Genomic DNA, 13044 nt, shown 5'->3' with positions numbered 1-13044 from the left:
GCAAACTTTTCGGAAAGGTCATTTGCAGCTTCCGGCCTGCTCGGCGAATTCCGCCGCAATCATGGCTGGGACGAATGGGCACACGACCCCCGCTACACCAACGAGCACTGGCGGATGGAGAGCGTCTTCCTGCGCGCGAGGGATATGGCCATCGCTGAGGCGGCCGGAAACGCGTGAATGGAAATTGTGCCTCAGCTGACATTCCTATGACCTGAGCGTTTATCCGGCACCTCATTTCCATGATACAGAAACGGCAGTTGCGGCTCGGAGCGTAAGACGGCAGAGCTTGCCGCCACTACTCCGCAGCCTCGGCATAGTGCGCTGGCACATAGTTGAGAATGGGTCCGAGCCAGCGCTCCACTTCCGCGAGCGGCATGTCCTTGCGGCGTGCATAGTCCTCAACCTGGTCGCGTTCGACCTTGGCGACGCCGAAATAATAGCTTTCGGTATGCGACAGATAGATCCCCGACACAGACGAGCCGGGCCACATCGCATAGCTTTCGGTCAGGCTCACCCCGGCATTGCGCTCGCTGTCGAGCAGCCGGAACAGTGTGGCCTTCTCGGTGTGGTCGGGCTGGGCGGGATAACCGGGCGCCGGGCGGATGCCGCGATAGGGCTCGCCGATCAGCTCGTCCGGCGCCAGCTTTTCGTCGACCGCATAGCCCCAGAACTCCTTGCGCACCTTCTCGTGCATGCGCTCGGCGAAGGCCTCAGCGACGCGGTCGGCCAGCGCCTTGACCATGATCGACGAATAGTCGTCATTGGCCCTCTCAAATCGTTCGGCGATCGCCACCTCCTCGATGCCGGCCGTGACGATGAAGCCGCCGATGTAGTCGGGCTTGCCGCTGTCCACCGGCGCGACGAAATCCGACAATGCGACATTGGCCTTGCCGTCGCGCTTGGTCAGTTGTTGGCGCAGCGTGAAGAAGGTCGCCAGCTCCTGCGATCGCCCCTCATCCGTGAACAGCCTGATATCGTCGCCGGTGGCATTGGCCGGCCAGAAGCCGATGACGCCGCGTGGCGCAAACCATTTTTCGGCGATGATCTGCTTCAGCATCGCCTGCGCATCCTCGAACAGCTGGCGCGCGGCGGGTCCTTGCGCTTCGTCTTCGAGGATCTTGGGATAGCGCCCTTTCAGCTCCCAGGTCTGGAAGAACGGCGTCCAGTCGATGTAGCGCGCGAGTTCCGTGAGATCCCAGTTCTCGAAGACCTTCACACCTGTGAAGGACGGCTTCGGCGGCTCATATTCAGACCAATCGATCCGATGCGCATTGGCCCTCGCCTTGGCCAGCGGCAGCCGCTGCTTGTCGGCTTCGGACCGGGCATGCGCGTCGGCGACTTTCTTGTATTCGGCGCGCAACGTGTCGACATACTTCGCCTTGCTGTCATTCGACAGCAAGGACGACACCACGCCGACCGCCCGGCTGGCGTCGGTGACGTAGACGGTCTGGCCTTTCGCATAGCGCGGGTGGATCTTGACCGCCGTGTGCACGCGGCTGGTCGTCGCGCCGCCGATCAAAAGCGGAATGTCAAAGCCTTCGCGCTCCATCTCGGCGGCCATGTGCGCCATCTCGTCGAGCGAGGGCGTGATCAGGCCGGACAGGCCGATGATGTCGACATTTTGCTCTCGCGCCGTCTGCAGGATTTTTGCCGCCGGCACCATGACGCCGAGATCGATGATCTCGTAATTGTTGCAGGCCAGCACGACGCCGACGATGTTCTTGCCGATGTCGTGGACATCGCCCTTCACCGTCGCCATCAGGATCTTGCCCGCCGTCTGGCGTTCGCCATTGTCGATGCCATTGGCGGTATTGGCCAGCTTCTCGGCCTCCATATGCGGCAGCAAGCCGGCCACCGCCTGTTTCATCACCCGCGCCGATTTCACCACTTGCGGTAGGAACATCTTGCCGGCGCCGAACAAGTCGCCGACGACGTTCATGCCGGCCATCAGCGGGCCTTCGATGACATGCAGCGGGCGCTCGGCGGCCAGCCGCGCTTCCTCGGTGTCGGCATCGATGAATTCGGTGATGCCGTTGACCAGCGCATGGCTGATCCGCTGCGCAACTGGCAATTCGCGCCAGGCGAGGTCGCGCTCCTTGGCTTCCTGGCCCGCCGTGCCCTTGAAGCGTTCGGCGATCTCCAGCATGCGTTCGGTGGCGGTGCCGCCGCCTTTCGGTTGACGGTTGTTGACGACATCCTCGCAGGCTTCGCGCAGGTCGGGATCGATGGATTCGTAGACGGCAAGCTGTCCGGCGTTGACGATGCCCATGTCCATGCCCGCCTGGATAGCATGGTAAAGGAACACCGCATGCATGGCCTCGCGCACCGGCTCGTTGCCCCTGAACGAGAAGGACAGGTTCGACACGCCGCCTGAGATATGGACATGCGGCAGCGTCCCGGTGATCTCTCCCGTCGCCTCGATGAAGTCGACGCCGTAATTGTCGTGCTCCTCGATGCCGGTGGCAATGGCGAAGACATTGGGGTCGAAGACGATATCCTCGGGCGGGAAGCCGGCCTGTTCGGTCAAAAGCTTGTAGGCGCGGGTGCAGATTTCGACCTTGCGCGCTTTGGTGTCGGCCTGGCCGTCCTCGTCGAAGGCCATGACGACCACCGCCGCGCCATAGGCGCGCACGAGTCTGGCATGATGCAGGAATGCCGCCTCGCCTTCCTTCATAGAGATGGAGTTGACCAGCGGCTTGCCCTGCACGCATTTCAGGCCGGCTTCGATGATCTCCCATTTGGAACTGTCGACCATGACAGGAACACGGGCGATGTCCGGCTCGGCGGCGATCAGGTTGAGGTACTCCACCATCGCCCTCTTCGAATCGATCAGTCCCTCGTCCATGTTGATGTCGATGATCTGCGCGCCATTGGCGACTTGGTCGCGCGCCACGTCGAGCGCGGCGACATAGTCGCCCGCCGTGATCAGCTTGCGGAACTTGGCTGAGCCGGTGACATTGGTGCGCTCGCCGACATTGACGAAGGGAATCTCATCCGTCAGCGTGAACGGTTCCAACCCGGACAGGCGCATCTTGCGCACGATGTCGGGAATGGCGCGCGGCGGATATTTCCGCACCGCCTCTGCGATGGCGCGGATGTGCTCAGGCGTCGAACCGCAGCAGCCGCCAACGATATTGACCAGCCCCTCGCGGGCGAAATCCTCGATCTGCGCGGCCATGAATTCCGGGCTCTCGTCATAACGGCCGAATTCATTGGGCAGGCCGGCATTTGGATAGGCGCAGACAAAAGTGTTGGCGACGCCTGATATCTCGGCCAGATGCTCGCGCATGGCATTGGCGCCGAGCGCGCAGTTGAGGCCGATGGTGAAGGGGCTGGCATGGCGCACCGAATGCCAGAAGGCGGTCGGCGTCTGGCCGGACAGCGTGCGGCCGGACAGATCGGTGATGGTGCCGGAAATCATCACCGGCAGGCGCACGCCCTTCTCATTGAAGACCTCTTCTGCTGCGAAGATTGCCGCCTTGGCGTTCAGCGTGTCGAAGATCGTCTCGATCAGGATGATGTCGACGCCGCCATCGATCAGGCCGCGCAGCTGCTCGCCATAGGCGAGGCGCAATTCGTCGAAGGTCACGGCGCGATAGCCGGGATTGTTGACGTCGGGCGACATCGAGGCGGTGCGGTTGGTCGGCCCCAGCGCGCCGGCGACGAAACGGCGCTTGCCATCCTGCTGCTCGGCACGAACAGCGGCGCGCCGCACCAGCCGCGCGCCATCGCGATTCAGCGCATAGACGGCATCCTCCATGCCGTAATCGGCCTGGGTGATCGACGTCGAGGAGAAGGTGTTGGTTTCGAGGATATCCGCGCCTGCGATGGCGTATTGATAGTGGATCTCCTCGATTGCCTTCGGCTGCGTCAGGATCAGAAGATCGTTGTTGCCTTGCTGATGGCAGGCGCAGCCGGCGAAGGCCTCACCACGGAAATGATCTTCATCGAAACCCAGCCCCTGGATCTGCGTGCCCATGGCGCCGTCGAGGATGAGGATGCGCTCACGCGCCGCTGCCGTCAGCGCCGCAAGCACTTCCGACTCGTCGGGCTTTGCCGCGACGGAGCCGAACAATGCGTCCAGCGATGCAGAATTCTGCGACATTTTCATCCTCAAGACGACAGTGTGTCCAAATTCACATAAAGACATCTTTATGTCAACATACGCGCTCCAGCCTGGGTGTCGCGCACCGGAGAGAAAGTTTTGTGTCAAAATCGGTCCAAAAGCAGATGAGATGGATGAGCGGCATGCTCTCGAAGCGGCTTGGGCGGCAGCGCTCAAGCCGGCGCCGCTCCCATGGTGTCTCGACCGATGCAAACAATATTGTGGCCTTTGGCCCAAACTGTCCACTATCGAACGGACGCATTATAGTCGAACGTTTTGCATTTCGTGCGAAGCCCTCAAAGCAAGAAAAGAAGACGCGCGCGGGGAGAAGGCGCGCCGGCCCAACTTGAGTATCAGCGCGGAGCTACATCATCAGGATGGCACGTCACTTGCACATCAACTTTGGGAAGCCATCGTGACGGCAATTGCCCGCAAACCAAGGGAGATGACGATGGCAATTCGCCTGAATTGCTCGGAGCAACTGAAGATGGCTGAAGATCTGCAGGCGTACCATGCCGAGCCACGGGGACTGATTATGTGGCGAGCCGAGTTGAAGCAATTCATTGACGATCGGGCGAAACACAATAGTCGGCATTGTCTCGCCGTCTGAGGTTGGACGTGAAGGGACCGCGGGCGGGAATATCAGGCGAGAGCTAGGGTCAGAGCTTCCCATACCGCAAGCGTCGAGGCGACGGAGATCGGTCAGGAAATGCTGAGCGTTATGAGCGGGCTCGGGAGGAAGAGAATGCGGAAGGTTGAGAAGATCAGACGAAGCGCTGCTGCAGGCTCCTGCCGAATGAAAGCCCTGCATCGTCCGCTAACGCTTTCGCAGCGTTAGGTGGGAATTCTCAGTCTGCTGGTGCGGCTGACGCTATTCCTAAAACGCGACGAAACAGCTCGAATCTAACCAGGACGCAGGTCAGGGGCCTAGCACGACACTTCTACAAAATCTCGAAATGAAGAGTACCAATATGACGGATAAACCCTCGGTCTCTATCCTGAAAGAAACCCGCGACAACGAGAAGCGGGTTATCATGCTTCCGCAAGGTGTTCGACAGTTTGTCGAGGCCGGTTTTAAGGTTTACGTTGAGCATGATGCCGGAGCCGCCTCGGGAGCGTTTGATGGGGACTACAAGGCGGCAGGGGGCGAAATCGTTTCAACAGACGAGGCTTGGACAGTTTCTCCATTCCTCTTGAAATATAAGTTTCCGAGCGTCGCCGAACGGCGGTACCTGTGCCGCCCGCTGCATATTGGCGCATACTTTTACCCAGGCGAAAACTACGAGCTAACGCACCACCTGCGCGAGCATGGGGTGACAGCCTATAGCTATGAGTACTTTCAGGCCGTAGATGGTTCGTTTCCGCTCATGACGCCCGATAGCGAGATCAGCGGGAAATTGGCTGTGCTCTTTGGGGCCCATCACCTGCTATCGACGCAGGGAGGGCTCGGCATAATGCTGGCTTCCCTACCGGGGATGAAGCCGCCGAAAGTCGTCGTCATCGGGCATGGAAATGTCGGCGCAGCAGCTGCTCGAACAGCCGCAGGTCTCGGAAACGAAGTTGTTGTCTTTGGCTACCGCGAGGAAAGCCTCCGCCGATTTGAGGCGACCGTTCCCTCGAACGTCAAATGCCTGATTGTCTCGCAAGAAGCCCTGGAGCGAGAGATACCCGACGCCGACCTGGTGATCGGAGCGACTTTGATTTCGACCTACGATACACCAGCGATGCTCACAGACGAACTCGTCAAGAAGATGAAGGAAGGCTCGATGATCATCGACGTCACTTGCGGCTATGGAGCAGGATACATCCCGACGGCCCATACATTCACCTGGATGGGCGCGGCACCATATAAGGTGCATGGCGTTTGGCACTACAAGGATCCCGTCATGCCAGCTCACGTGCATCAGACGGCGTCGATCGGGGCAACCACAAACCATACGCGTTATCTTATTAGTCTCGGCAAATCGATTTTTCTTAAGGATTTCCAGGACTCGGTTTCCCAAAAGGGCAAATTTGTTGAAAACGGTGAGATCATCCATCCGCACGTGATTAGCGACTTTGCCTTGATCGAGGCATTGGCCAAGAAATCCGCGTGAGGGGGCGGCCATGGCGATGCGGCATAATATCATATAAAGAACGGGCCGCGTACTACGATGTCGAATATACGGACACTGTAGACCATGCTTTTCTCGCCAGTCTTGTTGGTGGTTCTACGCGCTCGGTCCTTGAGATTCCGTGTGGGGTCGGGCGTAACGCGCTTAATTTGGCTCGAAGCGGATGTTCGATAGTCGCTGTCGACAACGAACCGGCTATGGTCGAACGGCTGACAGAAAAGGCTGAAAAACTCGGCTTCAACAATGTGTCAGCACTCGTTGGGGATCTCCGGACGTTGGACCTCGAAGAGCGGTTCGACCTTATCCTCGTGCCCCGAGAGGCATTTCAGCTGTTGGTAGACTTGTCCCAGGCGCGGCAGTCGCTCAAAGCGCTGCGACGGCACCTCTCGGACGATGGGACATTGATGATCGACCTATCGTCTTTCGCAAAGGTCAGGCCAGAACAGGCCTACCTCCAGCCAGACTATTTCGATCCTACTGCCCCTGATGGCAGTTGGCGCTTTGAGTGGACGCGCCCGCTAGCCGCCAGGCTCACGTTGTCTCGTCATCGTATGCAGCAACACAATTGTGACGGCACAGTCGACGTGTCGTTCAGACACATTCGTGACGCTGAGACGGCCATCGACGAGACCGAGACGACCATTCGACTTAGGCCTTACTGCGTCGACGAGTTCACGGCGCTTTGCGTCGATGCTGGATTGAAGGTTGAAAAGGTGTTCGGCGACTACGGACGCAACTGGTACCAGCCGAACGACGCCCGAATGATTTTTCTTCTCAGCGCAACTACCGACATTCGGGACGGTCAGCTCCCCCCGTCCGGGGTTATGTGGGAACTCGGCCGAGGGTTCCAGAACGACCGTGATGCCTTTCGAACGAAAGACCTGCAGTTGGTTCCAATGCGTCCGTCCGTCCGAGCTTATTTTGAGACCTATCTGACGGAGTATTTCTCCGGCCCCTTCATCAAGGGCCAAGGGGCCGAGGATATTTTGAAGGCGATGGCGGAATGGGGCGTTATGGGAAATGCTCTCGATCTGGGATCTGGAACTTCGACGCTGTTCTGGTATCTCCCAACCAAGGGAGTCAATCGCCTGTCTTGCTGCGACATCGCGCCTGAAGCCCTTAGCGTGCTAGCGAACTTCGTACGGAGCAATCAACCGCTTCCTGAGTGTTACGGTTGGGTAGCCGATCATTTCAAAATATCCAATCACTCGGTCAACCAGCTTCGCGAGCGCTTTGCCGAGTTCTTGATTTTCGACTGCCTGAAGCGGTGGCCAAGTTGGATGGACAGCCACCGATACGACTTGATCACTGCCTTCGGTAATCTAGCGATTTCGGGGACAGCTGACGCGTACGACGATTGCTTCCAGCACATCGCTGATCACCTTGCACCCACGGGCCGAACTATCGGAGCGGATTGGGCAAGGCGGCAGTCATTTGCGCAGAAGGATGGGCACGACAATTCGTATTTAAGCATCGAACTGATAGCCAGCGCGATGAAGAATGCGGGGCTCACCCCGCTGGAATGCCGTCGTATCGAGATACAGCGGGACCCACTTTACGACGCCATTTTCGTTTGGGTCGGCCAGAAAAATGGCTGAGCGATCTCCTTCGATATTTTGGAGCTTTTAGCATGTCGCACAATCGCGAAGGCGGTGCAGGTAACTTTGTTTCAGTTAACGGCGTGATCTGCGCTGGCGCCCATTATATTGTCGATCTGTTCGGCGGCACAGGTTTGGCAATCCCGCTTTTATCGAAACAGCCATTACGAAAAGCGCACAGTCCGCTGGAGCCACTATACTTTTTTCAAACTTCCATCGGTTTTCACCCGAGGGTGTCTCAGGCGTACTGGTATTGGCGGAATCTCACATCAGTATCCATACTTGGCCAGAGCACAGCTATGCGGCATTAGATGTGTTTATGTGTGCCCGGGCCCGCCCCAAAGAGGCTATTGCCGTTCTGAAGGAAGAGTTCAAGCCGATCCGTGTCGTCGAGTATTTGCTTGCCCGCGGCAGAGCCGACAATGCCGACCAATACTCTCAACCGGATCGGATCGACTCCGAACGTTGGCTCAAGGGGCTTGAGCGCTAATTTTCGATTCATCAATCGCGCGTCGTCGATCTCGTGCGTCAGGCGCCCGTGATTTCGGGCACTGCATCCCGGCGGCCGCCAAGGCGAAGAAAGATCAGAGCTGCTCGATCACCGTAAAAGTGGGGAGTAGACGCTATGGGGCGAGCGGCGAGGGTGGGGCACCTTAGGCGCTGTTGGATCCACCATCAGAAGGAGGCACCCCATGTCGCAGTCTTTTGACGCGAGCCGGTCCCTTACCGCTCTTGAACAGGATAACACGGTCATCGCCGTCATCGAAATGAGCAAGGCGAAGTGGCTCGTCGCCGCGCTCGTACCGGGTCTCAAGCGCCAGCCCCTCAAGAAGATCGATGCTGTCGCACCATCACTGTTGAAGCTGCTGCAGCGCTGGCGCGACGAAGCCGGGCACACGATCAAGCGCATCGCCGTCACCTGTGAGGCGGCCGGCGTCGGCTTTTGGCTGGCGCGTTGGCTGTGGGCGCGCGACATCGAGGCCTATGCCATCCATCCCGCCAGCGTTGCGGTGTCGCGTGAGCACCGGCGCGCCCGTCTCGCCCGTGGTGACAAGGCGCCACAGGTGAGCGGGCTGACTATCTGCTGGAAGCGTTCTCAACGACCCCCGCCACCACTCTTGCTGGTGTGGCGGGCAAGCTCGACGCTGTATTGCGTAAGGGCGAGGCTGGGAGGAATGCTCCGAATTCCCCTGGCCGCAAATCCGTTCCGCGCTGAACGATCTGGTGCGCTTCGGAAAGCTCGAACAGGGGTAAGCGGCGCTCTAGCCGGCAGGGTGGCAGCTGCTGCCGCGCCTGAAATACGACGATGGAGGGGAAGTCCGAGCAGCGCAGCGATTCGCAGGCGGCAATCGCAAAGTTTTGTTCACGCTGCCTAACTCGCTGAGCAGAAGACGATTGACGGGTGCCACTGGTGCCTTTCGAAAATTTCGCTGTGGATATTGCCTCTGTGACGACTTGGCGTCGTACCCGTTTGAGGGCGGTTGAGTAGAAGTAAGCAACTTTGGCTCGGGGGAATCATGAACAAGTTGCTTGTTGGTGCGGCAATGCTTGCCGCAGGCGTCTTCGGCGCGGATACATCTTTTGTTTATTATATTAGAAGCTCTGCAGGGATGGCGGCCTTTGCGCAGGAGGCGCAAGGGACTTCGCCAGATGTTGGCGCGAGCGGGGACCTTGGCAATCGCGGCGCAGCGCTGGGATCAGGCTCCGGCACGGATGATGTGGGCGCAACGCCGCCAGCAAGCGCGACGGGAGATGCTGCGCCCGCGACTGAGGCTCCCGACGCGGCGGCGGAAGTAGGAACGACCGATCAACCGACCGACAGCGATGCCGCACCGGAGGAGCCTGCCGCGACGACGTTGGCGACGACGACGACCTCCGAAAGCGGCGATCCGGAGGCGATCGGCACGCCGAAGGTGGATCTGCCGAAGAACTCTGGCAACGGCAATCTGGGCTATGCCATTGGCATCGACCTTTCGGACTTCCATGGCATCGAGCCGTCGATCGCGCTCACCTACGATTCTTCGCGCCGAACCAAGACCGGCGGCCTCTATCAGGGCTGGCTGGGCTATGCCTGGGGGCTCGATGGTTTCGACGTCATCGAGCGGGCAAGCCCCGGCTATGGCATGCCGGCCTTCGATGGCACCGACATCTATCTGCTCGACGGCCAACAGCTGGTTGCCTGCGTCGCCGGCACGGTGTCGCCGTCGTGTTCGACCGGCGGCACGCATGCGACGGAGAATGAATCCTATCGCCGCATTGCGCTGAACGGCACCACCAATGAATGGAAGGTGACGGATCGCGACGGCACCGTCTCGACCTACCGCTCGGTGGCGGCCGTCGCCAACCTGACGCCGACTGCCGGCACGCCGGCCTATGATCTGGCCCAAAGCTATCGCTGGCTGTTGACCTCGGTCACCGACACCAATGGCAACGGCGTCGCCTACAGCTACACCTGTCCGGCAACCCCGGTCTGTTACCCCGATACGATCAGCTACAACGGCAGCGTCGTAAAATTCTATCTGGAGACACGGCCCGACCTGATCCTGATGGGCAATGGCCGCGACATCTCCGAGACCAGCCAGCGCATCAAGGCCATCGGCGTCACGGTCTCCGGCGTGCTGCGCAGCGCCTACAAGCTGACCTACGACCAGGCGCCGTTCTCAAACGCCTCGCGCCTGACCGCCGTCACCCGCTATGGCACCGATGCAGCCATCGCCGCCGACGGCACCATCACCGGCGGCACCGCCAAGCCGCTCGGCCAGATGACTTACCAGAATACTGATGGGGTCTACACGACCGTTAATAGCGCACTCCTCACAGATGGTCCTCTCTTTCCGTCCAGCGTGGGAGCAGCAAACGAGGTCGGCGATTTGGACTTTGACGGCCGCGACGAGATCTTTGGCGACTACGCCACGCAAGGGGAATCCCCAACCGGACAAAGAACTGCCAGCAGAACAAAGTACCGATACAAGTTCGATTCGAATGGCGCACTCATCGATATAATCTCGGCAGGCCTTAACGCAGCGTATGACGGCAAATATTCCTCCAAGCCTGGCAGGTTATTATCCGGCAAAGGCACGATGGACTTTGCCGACACGGTGACGACAACTTCGGATGACGGCCACACGGTGACGACGGGGACACGCGGCGCGATTGTCCTCACAAACAGCCAGCTGGCGTTGACCAATGCCAATTGCAGGCCAATCCCGATCATAGGCCCCCCCGTCACGCCGCCGCCCGGCTATGAAGCCGCGTGCGATGTGCTCTCGGCTGGCCCAGCTATTGTCGCCGACGCGGACGCTGACGGCATCGATACCGTCAACGGGGGCGGGATCGGCACCGTGATCGGTGTCGGCGATTTCCTCGGCAATGGGCACCAGCAGCCGTTGTTCGCGCCGCTGCTGGGCGGGAACGTAAAGAAGGCTATCCTGTCAAACGGCACGTGGGAGTCGGCCGAGCCCGCGTTTTCCCCGAACTGCTCGACGTTTGCCGACTTGGGTACCTGTGTTCTGGCCGATGCGAATGGCGACGGCGCGACCGACATTTTCCACTACAAGGGCAGTGATGACAGCGTCAGACTCTGGCTGTCGACCGGTGTCGGCTTCAAGGAGTACACGGTTTCCTCGATACCGGGAACGTCCGCCGTTCTTCGCGATTTCGACAATGACGGCCGCATGGACGTCATTACCATCGGTGGCACACTGACGGCGCGCAGGGCCGACACGATCCGCGTCTTCTCGCTGCGTCCGTCGTCGACGGCGATGGCGCCGGTGGAATTCACACTTCCGGCCAGGATGAATGCCGGCGTTGCCATAGGCGACTTCAACGGCGATGGCCTGCCGGATTTTACCGACTACAAAGACCACATGTTCATCTCGGCCCCCGGCGCCGGCAATCCGAACCTGCTGCGCTCGGTGGTGACGGAGCTGGGCGGGACGGTCGCGGTGGAGTATGCGCCATCGTCGACCTGGGCGAACACCTACCTGCCGCAGGTGGTGCATGCGGTGACAAAACTGTCGGTCGGCGACGGCCGCGGCCAGACTTCGGTGAGCACCTACGCCTATGCCGGCGGCAAATACGATCCGGCGGCGCGCAAGTTTTTGGGCTTTGCCTCGATCGTCGAGACGAAGCCGCTGGCCAATGGCGAGACGGCGGCCTCCAAGGTGGAGACGACCTACCGGCAGGACCTGGCAAGCTATGGGCTGCCGTCGCTGACGGTGTGGAAGGATGGCGCCGGCACCGTGCACAAGCAGGTCGCCGAGACCTATACGGTCAACACCGCGAGCAAGCCCTACACCGTGCAGAACATTGCGACCGACACGACGCTGACCGAGAACATTGCACGTACTCTCAGGGTCGAGCGGGCGTTCGACGCCTACAACAATATCACCAGCATCAAGGACTACGGCCGCACCGACGTCAGCGGCGACGAGACCTGGACGGTGGCGAGCTTTGCGCCCAACACGAGCGCCTACATCGTCTCGCTGCCGAGCAGCCAGACGGTGCGCGCCGGGCTGGACACCAGCTTTGCCTATATCGGCTATGACGAGACCTATTATGACGGCAACACCGGCGCCACGCCGCCGGTCAAGGGCAATCTCACCCGCAAGCGCAGCTTCTCCGATTACTACTCGGGGCCGCAAAAGGAGGTGAACCAGTACTTTGCCTATGACACCTATGGCAACACGATCTCTGCGACCAACGGGCTCGGCCACAAGAGCGAATGGGATTATGAGGCGACCTATCACTTTTACCCGGTAACTGAACGCGCGCCGCGCTACTTCGCCACGGGCGGACAGGTGGCGGATACGCGCTTCGTCTCGACCGCCACCTACAATGCCGTCTGCGGGCTGCCGGCGACGAAGACCGACATCAACGGCCTGATCAAGACCTTCACCTACGATCCGTTCTGCCGGCCCTATCAGGTCTCGCAGAGCGTCACCGGCGCTTATGCCAAGACGCGCTTCGAGAACGAGGGCAATCCGGCGACACAGGCTCTGGCCAAGCTGACGCCGCTGCCCAATGGGGCGGGCGAGGATTTTGTCCGCTCCTATTATGACGGGCTTGGCCGGGTCTATCGGGTGGAAACGCCCGGAGAGACGGTGGCGGGAGCAAAGCGCATTGCCGACACCGACTACGATCTGCGTAGCAATGTCCTGCGCACCGCCTTCCCAAGGTTCGTCGGCGACACCGCGCAGTGGACGACCAACTCCTACGACTGGAACGA

7 protein-coding genes are annotated in these 13044 nt (G+C 60.1%); 6 read left to right on the top strand and 1 reads right to left on the bottom strand.

Annotation, left to right across the window (positions count from 1 at the left end):
• Positions 1-295 precede the first annotated feature (295 nt).
• On the bottom strand, positions 296-4105 hold the full coding sequence (metH, locus tag NKJ55_RS27230; RefSeq protein WP_352452574.1) for a methionine synthase: 3810 nt from the start codon (positions 4103-4105) through the stop codon (positions 296-298).
• A gap of 130 nt (positions 4106-4235) precedes the next feature.
• Between metH and NKJ55_RS27225 the strand changes: the two genes are divergently transcribed.
• The 6 genes from NKJ55_RS27225 to NKJ55_RS27200 form a co-directional block, all read left to right on the top strand.
• Positions 4236-4715 carry a hypothetical protein gene (locus NKJ55_RS27225; protein ID WP_352452573.1) on the top strand — a complete coding sequence of 160 codons (480 nt, stop codon included), beginning with the start codon at positions 4236-4238 and terminating at the stop codon, positions 4713-4715.
• A gap of 361 nt (positions 4716-5076) precedes the next feature.
• A complete protein-coding gene (locus NKJ55_RS27220) occupies positions 5077-6201 on the top strand; it encodes an NAD(P)-dependent oxidoreductase (protein WP_352452572.1) in 1125 nt (374 codons plus the stop codon).
• Positions 6198-7817 (top strand): methyltransferase domain-containing protein, encoded by a 1620-nt coding sequence (locus tag NKJ55_RS27215; protein WP_352452571.1) that lies wholly within the window; start codon positions 6198-6200, stop codon positions 7815-7817. Before NKJ55_RS27220 ends, NKJ55_RS27215 begins: the two co-directional genes overlap by 4 nt.
• A gap of 88 nt (positions 7818-7905) precedes the next feature.
• On the top strand, positions 7906-8307 hold the full coding sequence (speD, locus tag NKJ55_RS27210; RefSeq protein ID WP_352452604.1) for an adenosylmethionine decarboxylase: 402 nt from the start codon (positions 7906-7908) through the stop codon (positions 8305-8307).
• A 202-nt stretch (positions 8308-8509) separates the two neighbouring features.
• The gene (locus NKJ55_RS27205; protein WP_352452570.1) at positions 8510-9193 is read left to right on the top strand and encodes a hypothetical protein; all 684 of its coding nucleotides are present in this window, start codon (positions 8510-8512) and stop codon (positions 9191-9193) included.
• A gap of 141 nt (positions 9194-9334) precedes the next feature.
• Positions 9335-13044 (top strand): toxin TcdB middle/N-terminal domain-containing protein (locus NKJ55_RS27200; RefSeq protein WP_352452569.1); only part of this gene is annotated, 3710 nt, incomplete at its 3' end.

The sequence above is a fragment of the Mesorhizobium sp. M0106 genome (assembly GCF_040322715.1).
Classification (GTDB): domain Bacteria; phylum Pseudomonadota; class Alphaproteobacteria; order Rhizobiales; family Rhizobiaceae; genus Mesorhizobium.
This window is presented reverse-complemented; position numbering and strand designations above follow the sequence as displayed.

Coding starts and splice junctions, on each gene's coding strand:
- metH (WP_352452574.1), bottom strand. CDS start 4,105: ATGTCGCAGAATTCTGCATCGCTGGACGCATTGTTCGGCTCCGTCGCG.
- NKJ55_RS27225 (WP_352452573.1), top strand. CDS start 4,236: ATGGATGAGCGGCATGCTCTCGAAGCGGCTTGGGCGGCAGCGCTCAAG.
- NKJ55_RS27220 (WP_352452572.1), top strand. CDS start 5,077: ATGACGGATAAACCCTCGGTCTCTATCCTGAAAGAAACCCGCGACAAC.
- NKJ55_RS27205 (WP_352452570.1), top strand. CDS start 8,510: ATGTCGCAGTCTTTTGACGCGAGCCGGTCCCTTACCGCTCTTGAACAG.